19 protein-coding genes are annotated in these 19,263 nt (G+C 54.2%); 5 read left to right on the forward strand and 14 right to left on the reverse strand.

Annotation, left to right across the window (positions count from 1 at the left end; genetic code table 11):
* The first annotated feature begins 76 nt into the window (after positions 1-76).
* From ACPUC7_RS02155 to ACPUC7_RS02165, 3 genes are read left to right on the forward strand one after another with little or no spacing between them, the layout of a single operon-like run.
* Positions 77-304, forward strand: a complete 228-nt coding sequence (locus tag ACPUC7_RS02155) for a helix-turn-helix domain-containing protein (RefSeq protein WP_494921580.1) — start codon at positions 77-79, stop codon at positions 302-304.
* Positions 289-600, forward strand: a complete 312-nt coding sequence (locus tag ACPUC7_RS02160) for a HipA N-terminal domain-containing protein (protein WP_494921581.1) — start codon at positions 289-291, stop codon at positions 598-600. Before ACPUC7_RS02155 ends, ACPUC7_RS02160 begins: the two co-directional genes overlap by 16 nt.
* A complete protein-coding gene (locus tag ACPUC7_RS02165) occupies positions 597-1,619 on the forward strand; it encodes a type II toxin-antitoxin system HipA family toxin (protein ID WP_494921582.1) in 1,023 nt (340 codons plus the stop codon). The genes ACPUC7_RS02160 and ACPUC7_RS02165 overlap by 4 nt, the downstream gene beginning before the upstream one ends.
* 90 nt (positions 1,620-1,709) lie before the next feature.
* Here ACPUC7_RS02165 and ACPUC7_RS02170 read toward each other — a convergent pair whose 3' ends face one another.
* The 7 genes from ACPUC7_RS02170 to ACPUC7_RS02200 all read right to left on the reverse strand — a co-directional run bounded on the left by ACPUC7_RS02170 (position 1,710) and on the right by ACPUC7_RS02200 (position 8,605).
* Positions 1,710-1,877 carry a hypothetical protein gene (locus ACPUC7_RS02170; RefSeq protein WP_494921583.1) on the reverse strand — a complete coding sequence of 56 codons (168 nt, stop codon included), beginning with the start codon at positions 1,875-1,877 and terminating at the stop codon, positions 1,710-1,712.
* Between the two features lie 181 nt (positions 1,878-2,058).
* Positions 2,059-3,471, reverse strand: a complete 1,413-nt coding sequence (locus ACPUC7_RS02175) for an EmmdR/YeeO family multidrug/toxin efflux MATE transporter (protein ID WP_343551346.1) — start codon at positions 3,469-3,471, stop codon at positions 2,059-2,061.
* A 120-nt stretch (positions 3,472-3,591) separates the two neighbouring features.
* Positions 3,592-4,341 (reverse strand): ABC transporter ATP-binding protein, encoded by a 750-nt coding sequence (locus ACPUC7_RS02180; protein ID WP_494921584.1) that lies wholly within the window; start codon positions 4,339-4,341, stop codon positions 3,592-3,594.
* Entirely contained in the window at positions 4,334-5,209 is an 876-nt protein-coding gene (locus tag ACPUC7_RS02185; protein ID WP_343551343.1) for an ABC transporter ATP-binding protein, read from the reverse strand. The genes ACPUC7_RS02180 and ACPUC7_RS02185 overlap by 8 nt, the downstream gene beginning before the upstream one ends.
* Positions 5,202-6,482 carry a high-affinity branched-chain amino acid ABC transporter permease LivM gene (livM, locus tag ACPUC7_RS02190; protein ID WP_494921585.1) on the reverse strand — a complete coding sequence of 427 codons (1,281 nt, stop codon included), beginning with the start codon at positions 6,480-6,482 and terminating at the stop codon, positions 5,202-5,204. Before livM ends, ACPUC7_RS02185 begins: the two co-directional genes overlap by 8 nt.
* Before the next feature lie 10 nt (positions 6,483-6,492).
* On the reverse strand, positions 6,493-7,407 hold the full coding sequence (locus ACPUC7_RS02195; RefSeq protein WP_343551341.1) for an ABC transporter permease subunit: 915 nt from the start codon (positions 7,405-7,407) through the stop codon (positions 6,493-6,495).
* An 82-nt stretch (positions 7,408-7,489) separates the two neighbouring features.
* Positions 7,490-8,605 (reverse strand): branched-chain amino acid ABC transporter substrate-binding protein, encoded by a 1,116-nt coding sequence (locus ACPUC7_RS02200; RefSeq protein WP_494921586.1) that lies wholly within the window; start codon positions 8,603-8,605, stop codon positions 7,490-7,492.
* 431 nt (positions 8,606-9,036) lie between these two features.
* On the opposite strand from ACPUC7_RS02200, the gene ACPUC7_RS02205 reads away from it, so the two are divergent.
* Positions 9,037-10,485: an AMP nucleosidase gene (locus tag ACPUC7_RS02205; protein WP_343551338.1), complete on the forward strand. Its 1,449-nt coding sequence runs from the start codon at positions 9,037-9,039 to the stop codon at positions 10,483-10,485.
* A gap of 46 nt (positions 10,486-10,531) precedes the next feature.
* Here the strand turns inward: ACPUC7_RS02205 and ACPUC7_RS02210 are convergent, their stop codons facing one another.
* Together ACPUC7_RS02210 and ACPUC7_RS02215 are read right to left on the reverse strand one after the other, a co-directional pair.
* Positions 10,532-10,981 carry a hypothetical protein gene (locus tag ACPUC7_RS02210; protein ID WP_494921587.1) on the reverse strand — a complete coding sequence of 150 codons (450 nt, stop codon included), beginning with the start codon at positions 10,979-10,981 and terminating at the stop codon, positions 10,532-10,534.
* Between the two features lie 260 nt (positions 10,982-11,241).
* Entirely contained in the window at positions 11,242-12,540 is a 1,299-nt protein-coding gene (locus ACPUC7_RS02215) for an NCS2 family permease (protein WP_343551336.1), read from the reverse strand.
* Positions 12,541-13,050: 510 nt separating this feature from the next.
* On the opposite strand from ACPUC7_RS02215, the gene ACPUC7_RS02220 reads away from it, so the two are divergent.
* Positions 13,051-13,797, forward strand: a complete 747-nt coding sequence (locus tag ACPUC7_RS02220; protein ID WP_494921588.1) for a response regulator — start codon at positions 13,051-13,053, stop codon at positions 13,795-13,797.
* Here ACPUC7_RS02220 and ACPUC7_RS02225 read toward each other — a convergent pair.
* From ACPUC7_RS02225 to ACPUC7_RS02245, 5 genes are all read right to left on the reverse strand, one after another.
* Entirely contained in the window at positions 13,734-14,786 is a 1,053-nt protein-coding gene (locus ACPUC7_RS02225; protein WP_494921589.1) for a carbohydrate kinase family protein, read from the reverse strand. The two genes, ACPUC7_RS02220 and ACPUC7_RS02225, sit on opposite strands and share 64 nt — an antisense overlap.
* 1 nt (position 14,787) lies before the next feature.
* The gene (locus tag ACPUC7_RS02230) at positions 14,788-15,648 is read right to left on the reverse strand and encodes a ketose 1,6-bisphosphate aldolase (protein ID WP_494921590.1); all 861 of its coding nucleotides are present in this window, start codon (positions 15,646-15,648) and stop codon (positions 14,788-14,790) included.
* A 71-nt stretch (positions 15,649-15,719) separates the two neighbouring features.
* Positions 15,720-16,658, reverse strand: a complete 939-nt coding sequence (locus tag ACPUC7_RS02235) for an ABC transporter substrate-binding protein (protein WP_494921591.1) — start codon at positions 16,656-16,658, stop codon at positions 15,720-15,722.
* 72 nt (positions 16,659-16,730) lie between these two features.
* Entirely contained in the window at positions 16,731-17,714 is a 984-nt protein-coding gene (locus ACPUC7_RS02240) for an ABC transporter permease subunit (protein WP_494921592.1), read from the reverse strand.
* Positions 17,715-17,724: 10 nt separating this feature from the next.
* Positions 17,725-19,230 carry a sugar ABC transporter ATP-binding protein gene (locus tag ACPUC7_RS02245; protein ID WP_494921593.1) on the reverse strand — a complete coding sequence of 502 codons (1,506 nt, stop codon included), beginning with the start codon at positions 19,228-19,230 and terminating at the stop codon, positions 17,725-17,727.
* Positions 19,231-19,263: the final 33 nt, after the last annotated feature.

Consider the following 19,263-nt stretch of genomic DNA (forward strand, 5'->3'; position numbering starts at 1 on the left):
TCCAAAGGTTCAAAAATGAACCTTTTAGTACTATAGTCATTCCATATTGCGGTTTTACAGGCAGAAAGTGTCAAAAATGAACCCTGATGAAATGAAATTTAAGGCTTTTGACTTTACATCGTTGCCGGAACTGCTGACCAGCGAACTAAAGCGACAGAACATCACCTATGAAGAGATGGCGTTCCAGATCGGTGTCTCAATCTCCACGTTTAAGCGCATGATTGCCAATCCCTCCTCCGCGAAGGCGATTAATTTGCATGAATTGCTGACGGAACTGGGAATAAAAGTATGGCTCGGCAAATAGGCGTGTGGTTGTATGGCAAACCGGTCGGCAGATTGACTGAGGAAGCGGCCGGTTTTGCATTTTGCTATTTGCCGGCTTATCGCGGCCGGGCAATCTCACTGAGTATGCCAGTAAGATCTGAACCTTATTTGAGTGAAGAACTTCATCCTTTCTTTAAGGGATTGGCTCCCGAAGGTTGGTTACGTAAACGCTATTCTGAAATTCAAAAAATCGACGACCAAGACTTGTTTGGGTTGCTGATGCAGAATGGTAACGACTTACTCGGTGCAGTGGTACTCAAGGAGATAACAGATTGAATCCACAACGTTGTTTGATAAATTTAAATACGTTAAAAGACACCGAGCTTGAAACGCATTATTCAATCAAAGGCATCAAGCATCTGTTTGGCAGCCTAAACGTTGCTCTGCGCCTGCCTTTCACCCGCAGCCAGTTTATTCAGGAACTACCGGAACGTCAGAAAGGCATGAGTATTTCCGGCTATCAGCCCAAGCTCTCCCTTCGATTGGAAAATGGCGAGTTGCAGGTTGTTAGCAATGATGGCAGCTATATCCTCAAACCTTCACCAGAAGAGTACCCACATTTGGCGGAAAACGAACACGCCACCATGTGTGTGATGCAGCGGCTGCGATTCAACGTACCGCCTTTTGGCCTCATCCCCTTCCAGCATGAAGATAATCGGCCAGAAGAGTTGGCATTTGTGATTAAGAGGTATGATCGCTTAGGTGCAGATCAGGCGAGATTACATCAGGAACAATTAGATGGCGCGATGGGACTCGATGATAAATATGGCAAAATTGATAATAAGAAAGCCATTAGCTACGAGAAAGCGGCTAAATTTCTAAATAATGCGGTAAGCCGGAGTTTGCACAGCAAGCGCGACCTATTTTTACGCATCGTCTATGCCTACGTGCTGGGCAATAACGATTTCCACCTGCGCAATATCGGTATCATCCTGCCGGAGACGGAGCCAGCACATCTGGCACCGGTTTACGATTTTATTAGCGTGGTGCCCTATCCTGCCGCGTTCGGTGAATATCTCGCCTTGCCACTGTTGGAGCGTGAAGAAAATGATGCGGAGAACGCACCGGGCATCGATTCAGGGTACGGCGAATATGTTGGCGCAGACTTTATCCTGCTGGCACAAGGGATGGATATCAATCCCGCATTAGCACGCAAATGGCTTGCCGACGTGGTTAGCAGCCATCCGTTGATTATTGAAACCTACACTGAAAGCCATATGCCTGAAGTTCAGCGCCATGCCGTCCTTGAGTACGTTGCCCGGCGTATCACGTTGCTCGCCGTGACTGACCTCTAAACATAAAAAACCCGCTGGTCAGCAGCGGGTTTTTATTCATTGACGCACAGTTCATTCCAGTAACTGTAACGCATTGCATGATGCTGGAGTTCATCTCTCATAATAGCGATACACCGAAGGGTGGAACTCTACGCCGTAGAGTTGGCTAATCGGGATCAGCAGATCGATATGATTGCCAAGATCGAATTCTCCCGCTTCCATTGCTCTGGTATCGCCGTTTATTAGTTGGTTAAACCAATTTTGCAAACGTGTTTTCATCGTTAGCGTCTCCACAAATGATTGACGCTGACAGTAAAACGCATGCCGAGATATAACCAAAACGATTAGTTGTTCGTTTCTTTTCCGAAGAATGCATATAAAAGCAGGTCGCCATAAATGGCGACCCTACGTGCGGAAGTGAGGTTTTGTAGGGTTGCCATTTATGGTGACCTGGCGCGACCTATCCCTTAGTCTTCGCCATCATCTTGCGATAATTGTTCAGCCATTTTCCGCTGGTCAAGCGCCACCAGAAGCACACGCCGCGCACCGTCCAGTCAAGGAACATGCCGAGCCACACGCCAATCACGCCCATCCCCAGCACAATACCGAGGAAATAGCCTGCCACTACGCGTGCACCCCACATGCTGAACATCGACACGTACATGGTGAAACGCGCATCGCGTGCGCCTTTCAAGCTGGCTGGCAGCACCCAGGAAGCCGTCCAAATCGGCATAAAGGCGGCATTGAGCCAAATCAAATGCTTGGTCACCGAAATCACTTCGGGATCGCGGCTGTAAAACTGCGCCAGCGTTCCGGCGAGCGGGACAGTGAGCAATGCTAGCGAGCACAAGCCAATCATTGCCAGCCAGAACACATGTTTGATTTGCCGTTCAGCCTGCATCACCTGATTAAGCCCCAACCTGCGGCCAGTAATGATAGTCGAAGCCGATCCCAAGGCGTTACCTGGCAAGTTGATCAACGTGGCAATCGAGAAGGCGATAAAGTTACCGGCGATTTCGTTAGTGCCCATGCCTGCGACAAAAATCTGCGTCAGCAATTTACCGCCGTTGAACAGTACCGATTCAATACTGGCGGGCACGCCAATGCCCAACACTTCCATCAAGATGTTGCGATCCCAGCGACGAAAATAGCTAGCAATGGAGATTTTCAGTGCGGGCGTAATGCCGCGGTACAGCACGTAAATCGCCGCCGCAGCGCCGATATAACGTGAAATGGTCAGTCCCAATCCGGCACCGACAAATCCCAATCCTTCCCATCCCATGCAGCCGTAAATCAGTACGCTACTGATCACGATATTCAGGATGTTCATGCCGCCGTTGATCAGCATCGGAATTTTGGTGTTGCCCGCGCCACGTAGCGCACCACTGCCAATCAGCGCAATCGCCGCTGCCGGATAGCTCCACGCCGAGGTTTGCAAATAGCTCAACGCCAACTCTTTAACTTTGGGATCGGCGCTGCCGGCAATCACATCAATGATCAGGTGTCCCCAAAACTCAATGGCGATCACCAGCAGGAAGGCCAGCGCGGTCATCAATCCCAACGACTGCCGCGTTGCTGCGCGCGCACGTTTGCCGTTGCGTTTGGCAAGGCTAAACGCCACCACCACGGTGGTACCGAGATCGATGGCGGCGAAGAAGGAGATAATCACCATATTGAAGCTGTCGGCGAGGCCCACGCCCGCCATCGCCTCTTTACCCAGCCAACTGACCAAAAACGTACTGAGGACGCCCATCAACATCACACATAAGTTTTCGATGAAGATCGGCACGGCTAACGGGGTGATTTCACGCCAGAACAGCGTGCGATAAGAACGACGTTTGGGATACCACGCCGTATTTCTCACCGCCCGCATCACTGCTACGCCAGGATTTTGCAAGGGAGTACCAAATCACTTTGGAGAGGAAGAAGAGTAATAATGATGATAGGCCACTGACAAATATGCAAAGTGTTTCCCATCACCATTTAATCATTATTACAAACTTTTTGTCGCCACCACCGCAGGATCCGCTGCGCCGCCCAAATAGGCGCTGCGCACGTCATCATTATTCAGCAATTCAGCACCACTACCGCTGAGCCGAATCTCGCCGTTAACCATCACATAACCGCGATCCGCCAGTTGCAACGCATGGCGGGCATTTTGCTCGACCAGAAACAGCGTCATACCTTGTTGAGTTAACTCGCGTAGGATGGCAAAAATCTGTTTCACCACAATCGGTGCTAAACCCAGACTGGGTTCATCAAGCAACAGCAATTTCGGCCGACTCATCAGCGCGCGCGCAATCGCCAGCATTTGCTGCTCGCCGCCCGAAAGCGTCATCGCACGTTGTTTACGTCGCTCTAGCAGACGTGGAAACAGCTGATACATTCGCTCCTTATCTTGTTTCACGTAGCGCTCACCAATGGCAATGGTGCCCATCAGCAGGTTCTCTTCCACCGTCATATCAGGGAAAATACGTCGCCCTTCCGGCGCCTGCGCAATACCCCTGGCGGCGATGAAATGCGTCGAGCGCTGGCTGATGGCCTCGCCACGCAAACGAATCTCACCGCTAGCAATGCGTGGCTGGCCGAAGATCGACATCAATAAGGTGGATTTACCTGCGCCGTTGGCGCCAATCAATGCCACGGTTTCACCTTGATTGACCGTCAACGACACCTTTTTCAGCGCCTGCAAGGGACCGTAAAACACATCGACCTGTTCAAACGTTAGTATCGGTTCAGCCATGGTCGCTCTCCTCTTCCGCGCCGAGATAAGCGGCAATCACTTTGGCATCGTGGCGAATTTGCTGCGGCGTACCTTGCGCAATCACGTCGCCGTGATCAAGCACCACAATATGGTCAGAAATGCGCATCACCATCGGCATATCGTGTTCAATCAACAACACGCTAATGCGGTGATCGGCGCGCAGACGATGCAAAATTTGGCTAAGTGCTTCGGTTTCCACCGGATTGAGCCCTGCTGCCGGTTCATCAAGGCAAATCAATTCCGGCCGCGTGCACATAGCGCGTGCAATCTCCAGTCGCCGCTGCTGGCCGTAGGAGAGCGTGCCCGCCAGACGATTGGCACTCGACACCAAATCAACGTTTTCCAGCCAATAAAAAGCGCGATCCAATGCGCGATTCTCCGCCTCGCGATAGCCGCGCGTATTCAGCACACCGGCCAACAAGTGGCGATTAACCTGCATATGCTGCGCCACCAGCAGGTTCTCAATCACCGACATTTCACGAAATAGGCGAATATTTTGGAAGGTGCGCGCCAGCCCGGCACGATTGACCAAATGCGCGCCGCCAAACATTTTGTACCAGACACGCGAGCCAAGCCGCGATGGATTAATCCAATCACTGGCATGGATTTTTTGCCCTAATACCTGAATCACATCGGTACTGCGTTGGTTGGCATTGAGCATGATGCGGCCGCCCGTGGCACGATAGAAACCGGTTAAACAGTTGAACACCGTGGTTTTTCCCGCGCCGTTTGGCCCGATCAGCGAAGTCACCGAACCACGCTCAACTTGTAGACTGACATCATTGAGCGCCTTAATGCCGCCAAAGCGCATCATCAGATTATCGACTTGCAGAATCGCATCACTCATGGCGCACTCCTTTACGCAGCGGCACGCCGACGCGCGCGGTACGCACCAACCCACGTGGTCGCCAAATCATCATCAACACCATCAACATGCCAAACAGCAACACGCGATACTCAGCGAAACTGCGCAGCAATTCCGGCGCGACGGTTAACACAAAGGCCGCCAATACCACGCCCAGCGTCGAGCCCATGCCGCCCAGCACCACAATGGCGAGAATCAGCGCCGACTCAAAAAAAGTGAAAGAAGTGGGATTGACGAAGCCCTGATAGCTGGCGAAAAACACCCCGGCAATGCCGGCAGTGGACGCGCCCAGCATAAAGGCCGACAGCTTGACCAATACGTGATTCAATCCCATCGCGCGGCAGGCAATTTCATCTTCACGCAGCGCTTCCCAGGCGCGGCCAATCGGCATGCGCGTCAATCGATGTTTGATCCACAGCACCAGCAACACCACGAATACCAGCACCACGTAGATGAAAATAAACTTCATATTAGGGTTGTAAGTGACATGCAGAAACTCGTGATACGGCACGCCGCCATCGCGCGCGCGGCGAGCAAATTCCAGACCAAAAAAGGTCGGCGATGGCACCGAAACACCGTTTGGACCACCGGTAAACGACAGCCAGTTGGTCAGCACCAAACGAATGATTTCGCCGAACCCGAGCGTAACAATCGCCAGGTAATCGCCGTGCATGCGCAGCACCGGAAAACCCAATAGCGCTCCGGCGAAGGCCGCCATCAACGCCGCCAGCGGCAGCATGCTCCAGAATCCTAAGCCGAGATATTGATAGCCGAGCGCCAAACCGTACGCACCGATGGCGTAGAAAGCGACGTAGCCAAGATCGAGCAATCCAGCCAGACCGACAACGATGTTCAATCCCAGCCCCAGCAGCACGTAAATCAGGCCGAGAATCGCCACCGTCAGCAGGTATTTACTGGAGAGAAACGGGAATGCCATCGCCACGACCAACAGCAGCGGCAATATCCAGCGTAAACGCGAACGATAGCCCGGCTCACGCACGTAAACGCCGTCATCTTTGCCTGAAAAGCGGCGCATCACATTTTGGCCAAATGCCGTATGCAGGAACAAACTAAACAGCAATCGCCCCACCATCACCACCGCCACCAGCAGCGCCACGCGCTGTGGCGACAATTTGAAGCTGTAACCGTCGAGCACGATGCCGACAATCGGGCCAAACACCACCAGTGCCACCAATCCCGCCAACAGCGTGTCGAGCAGTGTCTGGCGCAACGGACTTTGCGTCATTGCATTCATCAATGCTTCCTCACACTTTAGCGACCAGTGGCCGTCCCAACAGTCCCTGCGGACGGAAAATCAAAATCACCACCAGCAGCGAGAACGAGAACACGTCTTTGTAATCGGAGTTCACCATGCCAGCAAACTGCGCTTCCGCCACGCCCAGTAATAAACCGCCCAACATCGCCCCCGGCAGCGAACCGATACCGCCCAACACAGCGGCGGTGAAGGCTTTGATACCAATAATGAAGCCAGCATAGAAATCAAAGGTGCCGTAATTCATCGTTACCAGTACGCCCGCTAAACCCGCCATTGCCGCGCCAATAACAAACACTAGCGAAATCACGCGATCGGTGTTGATGCCGAGAATTGATGCCATACGCCGATCCTGCTGCACCGCACGGCAAATGCGACCCAATTTGGTGAACTGGATAATCCACGTCAGCAACGCCATGCCACAAAACGCGGCAATCAGAATGAAGATTTTGGTCCAGGTGATTTGCACCACACCGCCATCAATCTCCATGCGCAGCACGCCGGTCAGCAGCGTGGGAATCCCCTGCTGATTCGGTCCCTGACTAAGTTGCACGTAGTTTTGCAAAATCAGCGACATACCAATCGCCGAAATCAGTGGCGCAAGGCGCGTTGAGTTACGCAGCGGACGATAAGCGATGCGCTCAATCGTCCAGCCATAAGCCGAGGTGACGATGACGGTAAAAATAAGTGTGCCAAAAATCAGCAACGGGAAGGAGTGAATACCGAAGAAACTCAGAATTGAAAGTCCAATCGCGCACAGATAAGCGGAGATCATATACACCTCGCCGTGGGCGAAGTTGATCATGCCAATGATGCCGTAAACCATGGTGTAGCCGATGGCGATCAAGCCATAAACGGCACCCAGCGTTAAGCCGTTAATCAGCTGCTGTAAGAAGAAGGCGTCCATAATGGGGTCTCGTACTCAATGGGAGCGCACACTTCGCGCTCAATCGCGAATGGCCCCGCAGCGCGCGGGGCCGCGTGACCAATCACAGTTGGTGATATTTGCCTTTGTCATCCCATTGATAGACGACGTAATCCGAGACTTTGAGGTCGCCTTTGCTGTCCCAGGCCTTTTTACCCATCACGGTATCGACGCTGTTCGCTTTCAGCCAATCGCTGGCTTTAGCATTATCTTTACCCGTAGCTTTGTAAGCGGCAGCCAGCGTTTGAATCGAGGCATACGCGTACAAGGTGTAGCCTTCTGGCTCAAAACCGCCGGCACGGAATTTCTCGATCACGGCTTTACCATCCGGGATAGTGCGCGGATCGTTGCCGAAGGTCATGTAGACACCTTTGGTGTATTGCGGACCGCCCGCGGCAGTGACCATATCTTCAGTAACGATGCAGTCACCCGAGAAGAAGGCGGCGTTGACACCTTGTTCACGCATCTGACGCACCAGCGGACCGGCTTCCGGATGGCAGCCGCCGAAATAGACCACGTCGGGATTGAGCGCGCCAATTTTGGTTACCAGTGCGTTGAAATCCTTCTCACCGCGCGACAAACCTTCATATAAAACTTCCTTCACGCCACGTTTTTCCAGCGAGGCCTTAGTCGCATCCGCCAGGCCTTGACCGTAGGTGTCTTTGTCATGAATAACCGCGACTTTTTTCGCTTTGAGCTTGTCGATGATGAAATCAGCGGCGATAGCACCTTGCTGGTCATCACGCCCGCACATGCGGAACATAGTTTTCATGCCGCGTTCGGTAATTTGCGGGTTGGTTGATCCGGGGGTGATCGCCAGCACGCCGGCTTCGTCATAGACTTCGGAGGCTGGCATGGTGGAGGAAGAACAGAAGTGGCCGACCACCGCCATCACTTTGTCTTGATCGACCAGGCGGTTGGCTACCGCCACTGCCTGCTTTGGCTCACAGGCGTCATCGCCCTGCACCAGGACAATTTTCTCGCCGTTAATGCCACCTGCAGCATTGATATCATCGGCGGCTTGGCTGGCACCTTTCCAATATTGCGCGCCGTACGTTGCATTGGGCCCAGAGAAAGGACCGGCCACACCAATTTTAATATCGGCCTGAGCGTAAAAGGCCACGCTTAAACAACCGGCAATCGCCACCTTCATTGGGTGTTTTATGAATTTCAAAGACATGCTTTCAATCCTCAACGGGTCAGGAACGGAGCCATACCACGGCCTGGGAGAAATCAATTTCTGAAACTTTGGTGAAGCTGAGTGCGACCAAGCGGATTTTTTCGTAGGGTCGCCATTCATGGTGACCACTTTCAATGGCGTGAATAAACTCACTCCAAACGAAATAACATCGGATTGCTATGGCCACGATTGAAAACTAAGCAATAAACTCGCCAATAACGTTAATGTGGACGATTTTTTGCCAGAGCATCGCGGCGGAGCGGGAGGCGCGCGATGTAACATCCCTGCTGATCATAAACATAGCCACAGTTACGCGGCGCACCAGCACCGTGATGGTGCAGAATGCGGTCGATCACAGATTCTTCATCGTGCTAAAAGGTTTATCCGCTATGCTCTGGTGAAAACGGTCCACGTTTCCTAAAGGAGAACCTATGAATACGCTACGGAACGGATTGAGCAGCCAGCAAGCGCTGGACGAATTGGAACGCCTGTACGACAGTGCGGTGGAAGCGCTGCGAGATGCGATTCGCGAGTTCACCACCAACGGGCAATTGCCGGAAGAGAGCGCACGCCAGCAAGGGCTGTTTGTTTATCCGGAACTGCGCATCACCTGGCTGGGCGAAGGTCCGCAACAAAATCGCACTCGCGCCTGGGGACGTTTCACCCATACCGGCAGCTACAGTTCCACCATCACGCGCCCCGCTTTGCTGCGCCACTATCTCAGCGAGCAGTTGCAGATGCTGGAGAAAGAGTATGACGTGTTGATTGAAGTGGGTCCGTCACAACAGGAAATCCCGTATCCGTATGTGATTGATGGCTTGTCGCTGGACCGCTCAATGAGTGCCAGTATCGCCCGCCACTTCCCCACCACCGAACTGTCGCAAATTGGTGATGAAACTGCCGATGGCCTGTTCCACGCCAATGCGCTTTTCCCATTGTCGCACTTTGATGCCCTACGCACTGATTTCTCGCTGGCGCGTTTACGCCACTACACCGGTACCGCCGTCGAGCATTTCCAGCCATTTGTGCTGTTCACCAACTACACGCGCTACGTTGATGAATTCGTGCGCTGGGCGATTGAGCAAGTGCAAGACCCAACCACGCCATACGACAGTCTGGCCTGCGCAGGCGATGTGGTGATCACCGCTGACACTCAAGATCCTACCGCGATGATGTCCGATCTGGCATGGAAGAAACATCAAATGCCGGCCTGGCATTTAACATCGCCAAATCGCCGTGGCATTACCTTGGTGAATATCGGCGTTGGCCCTTCCAATGCAAAAACCATCTGCGACCATTTAGCAGTGATTCGTCCGCACGCATGGTTGATGATTGGTCACTGTGGCGGCCTGCGCGAAAGCCAGACCATCGGCGATTATGTGCTGGCACACGCTTATCTGCGTGACGATCACGTGCTGGATAGCGTGTTACCACCCGATATTCCCATCCCCAGCATTGCCGAAGTTCAGCGTGCGCTGTACGACGCCACCAAAGCAGTCAGCGGCATGCCCGGCGAGGAAGTTAAACAGCGCCTGCGCACCGGCACCGTTGTTACCACCGATGACCGCAACTGGGAACTGCGCTACTCGGCTTCCGCGCTGCGTTTCAACCTGAGTCGCGCGGTGGCGGTAGACATGGAGAGCGCCACCATTGCCGCGCAGGGTTATCGCTTCCGCGTACCGTACGGCACCTTGCTGTGCGTATCTGATAAGCCGCTGCATGGCGAAATCAAACTGCCGGGCCAGGCCAATCGTTTCTACGAAGGCGCTATTTCTGAGCACTTGCAGATTGGCATCTGCGCCGTAGAACTGCTGCGTGCCGAAGGCGACAAGCTGCATTCGAGGAAACTCAGAACCTTCAACGAGCCGCCGTTTAGGTAGAAGTGCAATAACGCCAGTCGCTAATAAGACTGGCGTTGTTCAATAATTAGATTTTTAAAACACTATCTTTTACAAACCATATTAAAATTGCCGCAACGGCGGGAACCATAATGCTCCAGGTTAAACGCTCATTTAACCTATCGAACTTTTGATCTATTTTTTCGAATTGCTTATCAACTTTCTCAAACTTCAAATCCACCTGCTCAAATTTTTTATCAATCCGGTTTTCAAGCTTCCCAAGCTCACCCAAGAGCTCCGCACGCATGTCGTCTTGTCCTGCTCTCAGTTCATTTTTAACGGATTCAAGATCCGCTTTGGTCGCAAAATGCTCTGACCGAGCAGTGAGAACAGCAACATCCATCTGAATTTGTTGCGTGTTTTTTTCCAGCTGTTCTACCCGTTTGGTCAATTGCTCCATGTGATAATCTCCTTGCTTACTGACGCCAAAAATTAGCGGTGGAAACACGCGTGTTGCGCTGCTCATGGGATAATCCATCTCCGAATCCTCTTCCCTGGTTTGATGTAACTTTCCACCTTGAAGCTAGTGGAACAGATTTGCGTCGCATTAACATTCCACGATCCCGCCATTCGCAGTGAAAATTTTGCGAGCAGGCGTGAGCAATGCGCTGAGCCTAAGCCAGTACAGAATGCAGGAGAAGTGAGCTTCGTTGGGGATTGCGAGGTATCGCGCAGAAAATCAGCTGAAGAATGTAACAACAGACACGGAAGCCCGAGCGGGCTTCCGTAAACGACAACTTAGGCGCTCAGCCAACCCAGTTTGATGACAAACAGAATCGACAGAATGATCAGCGCCGGATTGACCTCTTTAGTACGGCCGCTCAGCAATTTCACCACGGTCCAGGTAATGAAACCAAAGGCGATGCCGTTAGCAATTGAGTAGGTCAGCGGCATGGTCAACGCCGTCACGGTGACTGGCGCAGCGGTGGTGATGTCTTTCCAGTCAATATCCGCCAGGCCAGAGGTCATCAGCACAGCCACAAACAGCAGCGCAGGCGCGGTGGCATAAATCGGTACGCTGCCCGCCAGCGGCGAGAAGAACAGGCTCAGCAGGAACAGAATCGCTACGACAATCGCGGTCAAACCGGTACGGCCACCGGCGCTGACGCCCGCCGCCGATTCCACATAGCTGGTGGTGGTCGAAGTACCCAGCAGCGAACCAAACAACGCCGCAGCACTGTCAGCGATTAGCGCACGGCCCATTTTTGGCACGTTGCCCTTTTCGTCCGCCAGACCCGCACGTTTGGTCACACCCAGCAAGGTGCCGGTGTTATCGAACACATCAACAAACAGGAAGGCGAAGATCACGCTGACCAAGCCCACATTGAAGGCACCTGCGATATCCAATTGCATAAAGGTCGGTGCGATAGAAGGCGGTGCCGAGAACACGCCACCAAACGGTGTCAAACCAATGCCCATAGAGATAAAGGTCACGATCAGGATGCCGATCAGTACCGCACCTGTTACGCGGCGTGCTTCCAGCACCACGATGATGAAGAAGCCCAGCAGCGCCAGCAGCGGGCCAGGTTTGGTCAGATCGCCCAAGCCCACCAATGTTGCCGGGTTATCCACCACAATGCCCGCGCCTTCAAGCGCGATGATCGCCAGGAACAGGCCGATACCGGCACCGATACCGGCACGCAGCGGCAGCGGAATGCTGTTGATAATCCACTCACGGATTTTGAAAAGCGACATCGCAAAGAAGATCACCGCTGACAAGAACACCGCGCCAAGCGCGACTTGCCAGGTGTAACCCATGTGCAGCACCACGGTGTAGGTAAAGAAGGCGTTGAGGCCCATGCCCGGTGCGAGTGCAATTGGATAGTTAGCGATCAGGCCCATCAGTACACAGCCAATCGCCGCCGCCAGACAGGTGGCAACGAATACCGCACCTTTATCCATGCCGGTTGCGCCGAGGATGCTCGGGTTAACAAACAGAATGTAGGCCATGGCCAGGAAAGTGGTGATACCCGCGATAATTTCAGTGCGGACCGTTGTGTTGTGCGCTTTTAGTTTGAAGAGTTTTTCTAACATCATCATCTCTCATGAGCGGAGTCGGCACGAATGCACGCGCTCCTTGCCAATGTGGTTTACATGCTTATTGTTGTATTGGACGTAAGGCTGCAAACCTTCCCCTGTCCTCATTCCCGTCATACTTCGAGTTGCAGGCGCGTTGGCTACGCGTAATCACCCCAGTCACTTACTTAAGTAAGCTCCCGGGGATGGTTACGCTTGCCGCCTTCCTGCAACTTGAATTATTTAGGGTATAGCAATAGCTATGCCACACCGTACGCAATCGTTTACGTTTCCAATTGCGGCTACGGTTAGGATAATTCCGAACCAAAATGAGGCGCGATTATGGTGCATCGCACCAGATCTGCGCAATCGTTTTCCTACACAAGACCTGTCTCATTGAAAATATTGCGGCACTGCACGCTTTCACACTCTGCCTGGCGATGGCGGTCACGTTTCTGTTGCTTGCATTAGCAGGGAAAAATCGCCGGATTACACTGCTTTTAACCCTTTCGTAACAAAAGAGGCTAGCCGATGAAGCCCGCGATTTTGGTGGTCGATGATGATCGTGCCGTATGCGAATTGCTGCACGATGTATTGCATGAACATGTGTTCACAGTTTACAGCTGCCATCAGGGTAAAGATGCGCTAGCGTTGTTAGCGCTGCACCCGGAAATTTCGCTGGTGATGCTGGATATGATGCTGCCGGACACAAACGGCTTGCTGGTATTGCAACAGATGCAGCGTCAACGCCCGGACCTGCTGGTGATTATGCTCACTGGCATGGGATCGGAAGCGGATATGGTGGTGGGGTTGGAAATGGGCGCAGATGATTACATCGCCAAGCCATTTAATCCACGCGTGGTGGTGGCGCGCGCCCGTGCGGCGCTGCGACGTTGTGGACGCTTAGCGCAGCCAGAGCTGTTCAATGATGAAGGTTGGCAATTTAACGGTTGGCGGCTGGACGATGCGCGCTGCGAATTGTTCAATCCACAACGTGAAAGCGTGCCACTCACCCAAGGCGAATACACGCTGTTGCGCGCTTTAGTTGCTCATGCGCGCAAGGTGTTAACCCGAGATCAACTGCTGGAGCTAACACACAGCGAAAGCCTTGACGTGTTTGATCGCACCATTGATGTGCTGATTATGCGGCTGCGGCGCAAAATCGAAGCCAATCCGCATCAACCGAGCCTGATCCGCACCATTCGCGGACTTGGCTATGTTTTCTCTGCCGATGTGATGCGCCCGGCTTCATCGCCGCGCGAGACACAAATCGCCTGATCCATCCAGCGCTGCATCTCGGCCAATGGCCGCGTGCCGTCCAGCGCGTTTGCTGCATGCAGATTAAAACAGGCGCAGGTGTGCGCCAGCTTAAGTGTTTCAGTTAGCGACCAACCTTGATGGCTGGCATACAACACGCCAGCGCAAAACGCATCCCCGGCACCGACGCTGCCAACAATCTCTTCCGGCGTTAAACACCACGCCGGTTGCCAGCGCCCTTCAGCGCCGCTTTCTTCTCCCCATGCGCCCTCCGGTGCGTGAATCACCACACGCTGACGCACACCTTGTTGCATCAACCAAGTAGCCGCCTCAGCGAACGCGCTGGCTCCGGCTAATCCGTGCGGCGTGCGCAAAGTGACTCCCGTTAGCGATTGCGCCTCAAGTTCATTGATCACCAGATAATCGAGCCAGCGCAGCGCGGGCATCACCAACGGACGGTATTCTCCCGTGCGCGACACCAAATCCAGCGAGGTTTGATAGCCGCGCTGCTGCATCTGCGCCAACAGACGTGCGCTGCGGGTGCCGAATTCGTCATCCGGCTGATCGAGGCTATCAAGCAGCAATAGATAGCCAAGATGGAAGATACGATGCGAAGTGGTCACAGCGGCGAAGTGCGCTAAGTCGAGCTGCCCATTCGCGCCACGCGCATGGAAAAAGGTGCGCTGGCCGTCTGGCGTGGTCATCACCTGAGTCATAGCGGTATTGATGCTGCGGGTGCGCTGGACAAACTGGCGATCAATATGATGATCATCAAGCAATTGCAGGATGTAATCGCCGTCGCTGTCTTCGCCAATCATACCGACGCCCGCCAGCGGCAGATTCACCTGCATACGCGCCAGCGTGAAAAGCACGTTGAGCGCCGCGCCGCCGCTGCATTTTTCGCTGTGCTCGATCTCCGCCAGCCAACCTTGCTCTGGCCAGTGGCTGATGCGCTGCACATGATCCACCAGCATGCTACCTGCGCCGAGAATACCGCTGCGTGCTGCCATGTCAGGCCCTCCTGGCGCTGCCGAACACCTGCATCTGCTGCGCCACCACATTGCTGATGGCACGTTCCACCGCCATTAACAATTCGGCAAATGAATCGTAGCGCGCATCACGCTGGCTGATTTGCGTTTCAATCGCCCCCAGCGCCGCCTGTGACATGCCGGTGTAGAAGTTGATTTTGTTGATGCCGAGGGTAATGGCGCGGCGGAAATCCGCATCGCTAATCCCGGAACCGCCATGCAGCACCAGCGGAATCCCGGCGCTGGCGCGTATCGCCGCCAGCCGTTCGAAATCGAGTTTAGGTTCGCCTTTGTATTTGCCGTGCGCATTGCCAATCGCCACCGCCAAACAATCGATACCGGTGGATTGTACAAAATCAGCGGCCTGCGCCGGATCGGTGAATTTATCGCTGTCGGCCTCACCAAACAGCGCCCCACCTTCATCGCCGCCCACCGCACCGAGTTCCGCTTCCACCGATACATCCAGCGCGTGACACATTTTCACCACTTCACGCGTCTGGCGCACATTTTCGTCGTAGCTGAGCGTTGAGCCGTCAAACATCACCGAGGTGAAGCCGAGACGAATCGCCTGCATCACCGCCTCAAAATGCAAGCCATGATCGAGATGCAGCACCACCGGAATATCGTGCAGCGCCGCTTCGGTGCGCACCGCCGCCGCCAGATGTTCGAGATTGACGTACTTAAAGTGCACTTCGGCGATGCTGATGATAAATGGCGAACGCTGTTGTTCAGCCGCCTGAAACAGCGCGCGCAAAAAGTGGGTATCGAGCACGTTAAATGCGCCCAGTGCGTAGCCATTTTGCTGCGCATGCGCCATGCCCTGCGCCAGTGAAATCAATGCCATGTTGTCCTCCTAATTATCCCCTCTCCCGCTTGCGGGAGAGGGTTAGGGTTAGGGTGAGGAAAAGCGAGCGCCTATTTCACCGTCCAGCCCTTGTAGCTGCTGACGCTGTTGCGATCGATCATCGTCACCGGAATCAGCACCGGTTTATCTGGCGCAGGCTTGCCTTGCAGAATGTCGTAACCAATCTCCACCGCTTTCGCCGCCATCACTTGCGGGTCTTGCGCTGGTGTGGCGACAAACAGTGAACCCTTACGCTTCAGCGCCTCTTCGCCATCTGGTGATCCATCGACGCCGACAATAAAGAACTCACTGCGTTGTGCTTGTTTCGCCGCTAAATCGGCACCAATCGCCGTCGGATCGTTAATTGCGAACACCGCATCGATCTTCGGATTAGCCGACAACAAACCGGTCATCACTTCCAGGCCACCTTCACGGCTGCCTTTGGCGTTCTGGTTATAGGAGAGAATTTTGATATCTGGATGGGTTTTCAGCTCGGTCATGCAGCCTTCAACACGGTTTTGCACTGCGGAGACCGGCGGCCCATTGATGATCACCACATTGCCTTTGGCTTTCAGGCGGTCAGAGATGTACTTGCACGCCATCGCACCGGCAGCGGTGTTATCGGAGGTGATGGTGGCATTGGCACCGTCAGCCGCCACGTCCACCGCTACTACCACGATACCGGCGTCACGCGCACGCTTCACGGCTGGCGCGATACCTTTGGAATCCGCAGCGTTGAGGATGATCATGTCGACTTTGGCGGCGATGAAGTTATCAATCTGCGCCACCTGTTGACCGAGATCGTAGCCACTGGAAACCAGCGTCACGTTCACTTTGTCGCCCGCCAGTTCTCGCGCCTTGAGTTCCGCGCCTTTAGTAATTTGCACGAAGAACGGGTTGGCGAGGTCGCCGACAGTCACACCAATGGATTTCAGATCTTTGGCCTGCACCAATGGCGCGCTCAAAAGCGAAGCTGCCAGCAGTCCGGTAATAATCGGATTAAAACGCATAGTCGATGTTCTCCTGCTTTTTTGGTTTTTGTGGTCACCATAAATGGCGACCCTACATAACGACGCTCTAATTCAACCCACGTGATGCCGCGTGCGGTACTTATCGATCAGCACCGCGATAATGATCACCGCACCCTTGATCACTAACTGCCAGAAATAAGACACACCCATCAGTGTCATGCCGTTATTCAGCGTGGCGATAATCAGCGCCCCGATCAGCGTGCCGGTAATGGTGCCGATGCCGCCGACAAAGCTGGTGCCACCGAGAATCACCGCGGCAATCGCATCCAGTTCATAACCGACGCCGAGATTGCCGTTGGCGCTGTAAAGTCGTGAGGCGCTCATCAATCCGCCCAAGCCTGACAACAGCCCGCTCATGGCGTAGACAAACAGCAGCACCACGCCAACCTTGATGCCGGTCAAGCGCGCCGCCTGCACGTTGCCGCCTACCGCGTAGATGTGCACACCCAGCGTGGTGCGGCGCAGAATGAACCAGCACAGCGCAATCACCGCAAAGGCGATAATGATCAGCCACGGCACCGGGCCGAGATAGCCGTTGCCAATCCATTCAAAGTTGATGTCGGAGTTAATCACCGTGGTACCATTCGCCAGCAAATAGGCCGCGCCGCGCATTGCGGTATAGGTTCCCAGCGTGACAATAAACGGCGGCAAACCGGCCCACGCCACCAAAATGCCGTTGAACAATCCCATGATCAGACCGGCACCCAACGCCGCCGGAATAGTGAGTGAAGCAAAGGCCGGATCGAGTGACACCACCATCGCCACCACCGCCGTAGTGCCGAGCATTGATCCCACCGACAAATCGATGCCGCCGGTGAGAATCACAAAGGTCATGCCCGCCGCCAGCACGATGTTGATCGACGCCTGACGCGTGATATTCAGCAAATTGCCTTCGGTAAAGAAGTTGGGCGCAACAAAACCAAATACCGCCACAATCAGGATTAAGATCGGCAAGATGCCGACGGTTTGCAGCAGATCGCTCATCAAGGCGCGCTTGAGCGTTGGACTTTTTACGCGTGCGGTTTCACTGGTCATTGCGCTCTCCTCAGGCCTGAACCGGCTGCGCGCCGGTGGCCAGTGTCATTATGTTTTCCTGGCTAATCTCCGCCCCACTCAACTCGCCCGCGATGGTGCCTTCGCGCATCACATAAACGCGGTCGCTCATGCCGACCACTTCCGGCAACTCGCTGGAAATCATCAAAATCGCCACGCCTTGCTGTGCCATTTGCTGCATCATGCGGTAGATTTCGCTCTTGGCACCAACGTCTACGCCGCGCGTCGGTTCATCAAGAATCAGGATGCGTGGTGCAATCGCCACCCAGCGTGAAATCAGCAATTTTTGCTGGTTGCCGCCGGACAAGCCGCCCGCTCTGACCTGCGCATGCGGCACGCGAATATTCAGCGAATCAATTGCTTCGCTGGCGATCTTCTGCCCTTTGCGCTTATTCAGCAGACCGTAACTGGCATCGCGCTCCAGCGTCGCCATCACGATGTTTTCCTGCGCCGCCATCTCAAGGAATAAGCCCTGCTCTTTACGGTTCTCGGTGAGGAAACCTATGCCACGCGCGATGGCATCACGCGGGGAATGAATCTGTACTTCCTCGCCATCGATCCAGATCTCACCACCGCTGGGTTTGTGCACGCCAAAAATCAGTTGCGCCAGCTCGCTGCGCCCGGCTCCGACCAAACCAGCCAGACCAACAATCTCGCCAGCGCGCACCGCTAAACTGCTGGGATGCACTTTGCGTTTGTCGCACAGGTGATTAACCGCCAGACGAATGTCGCCGAGCGGGATGTTGCGATCTTTGTTGAACAAATCGTTGAGTGGACGCCCGACCATCATGCGCACCAGCTCGCTGGCGTTCAGTTGATCGCGCGTCAAGCTGCCAACGTATTGCCCATCGCGCAGCACGCTAACGCGGTCGGAAAGCTCATACACTTCCGCCATGCGATGGCTGATATAGATGATCGCCATGCCCTCGCTGCGCAGACGTTTAATCAGCGCAAACAGCTGTTCGGTTTCACGATTCGAAAGCGCGGCAGTGGGTTCATCCATCACCAGAATGCGGCTGTTGCGATGCAGCGCACGGGCGATTTCTACTTGCTGCTGCTCGGCGATACTCAGGCGGCTGACCAGATCGGTGGCGTTGAACTGCGCGCCGAGCCGGTCGATGACCACCTGCGCCTCTTCCGCCATCTGACGACGCCGGACTAATCCAGCACGGGTGATTTCGCTGCCGAGGAAGATGTTCTCCGCCACGGTTAAGTTGGGCGCCAGATTGATCTCCTGATAAATCAGCGTGATGCCCGCCGCCAGCGCCTCTTTCGGCCCTTTAATGGCGTACGGTTGCCCATCGATAAGGATCTCGCCGCTGCTGGCGGTGTAAGCTCCGGCCAGAATCTTCATCAGCGTACTTTTCCCCGCGCCGTTTTCACCCATCAGCGCATGCACTTCGCCGGGCCAGACGGTGAGATCGACGCCTTTTAGCGCGTAGAAGCTACCAAAGCGGCGGTTGATTGCGCGCATTTCCAATATCGGTGTCGCTGTCATCGGTAAGCTCCTGCTGGCAAAGGTTGCAGCGAG

Source organism: Pantoea sp. CFCC18179 (assembly GCF_059412405.1).

Bases quoted from the DNA above. Each gene is read 5' to 3' on its own strand.
- ACPUC7_RS02155 (WP_494921580.1), top strand. From the start codon at position 77: ATGAACCCTGATGAAATGAAATTTAAGGCTTTTGACTTTACATCGTTG.
- ACPUC7_RS02220 (WP_494921588.1), top strand. From the start codon at position 13,051: ATGAAGCCCGCGATTTTGGTGGTCGATGATGATCGTGCCGTATGCGAA.
- ACPUC7_RS02225 (WP_494921589.1), bottom strand. From the start codon at position 14,786: ATGGCAGCACGCAGCGGTATTCTCGGCGCAGGTAGCATGCTGGTGGAT.
- ACPUC7_RS02210 (WP_494921587.1), bottom strand. From the start codon at position 10,981: ATGGATTATCCCATGAGCAGCGCAACACGCGTGTTTCCACCGCTAATT.
- ACPUC7_RS02245 (WP_494921593.1), bottom strand. From the start codon at position 19,230: ATGACAGCGACACCGATATTGGAAATGCGCGCAATCAACCGCCGCTTT.
- ACPUC7_RS02230 (WP_494921590.1), bottom strand. From the start codon at position 15,648: ATGGCATTGATTTCACTGGCGCAGGGCATGGCGCATGCGCAGCAAAAT.
- ACPUC7_RS02170 (WP_494921583.1), bottom strand. From the start codon at position 1,877: ATGAAAACACGTTTGCAAAATTGGTTTAACCAACTAATAAACGGCGAT.
- ACPUC7_RS02195 (WP_343551341.1), bottom strand. From the start codon at position 7,407: ATGGACGCCTTCTTCTTACAGCAGCTGATTAACGGCTTAACGCTGGGT.
- ACPUC7_RS02205 (WP_343551338.1), top strand. From the start codon at position 9,037: ATGAATACGCTACGGAACGGATTGAGCAGCCAGCAAGCGCTGGACGAA.
- ACPUC7_RS02175 (WP_343551346.1), bottom strand. From the start codon at position 3,471: ATGCGGGCGGTGAGAAATACGGCGTGGTATCCCAAACGTCGTTCTTAT.
- ACPUC7_RS02160 (WP_494921581.1), top strand. From the start codon at position 289: ATGGCTCGGCAAATAGGCGTGTGGTTGTATGGCAAACCGGTCGGCAGA.
- ACPUC7_RS02235 (WP_494921591.1), bottom strand. From the start codon at position 16,658: ATGCGTTTTAATCCGATTATTACCGGACTGCTGGCAGCTTCGCTTTTG.
- ACPUC7_RS02215 (WP_343551336.1), bottom strand. From the start codon at position 12,540: ATGATGTTAGAAAAACTCTTCAAACTAAAAGCGCACAACACAACGGTC.
- ACPUC7_RS02180 (WP_494921584.1), bottom strand. From the start codon at position 4,341: ATGGCTGAACCGATACTAACGTTTGAACAGGTCGATGTGTTTTACGGT.
- livM (WP_494921585.1), bottom strand. From the start codon at position 6,482: ATGAATGCAATGACGCAAAGTCCGTTGCGCCAGACACTGCTCGACACG.
- ACPUC7_RS02200 (WP_494921586.1), bottom strand. From the start codon at position 8,605: ATGTCTTTGAAATTCATAAAACACCCAATGAAGGTGGCGATTGCCGGT.
- ACPUC7_RS02240 (WP_494921592.1), bottom strand. From the start codon at position 17,714: ATGACCAGTGAAACCGCACGCGTAAAAAGTCCAACGCTCAAGCGCGCC.
- ACPUC7_RS02185 (WP_343551343.1), bottom strand. From the start codon at position 5,209: ATGAGTGATGCGATTCTGCAAGTCGATAATCTGATGATGCGCTTTGGC.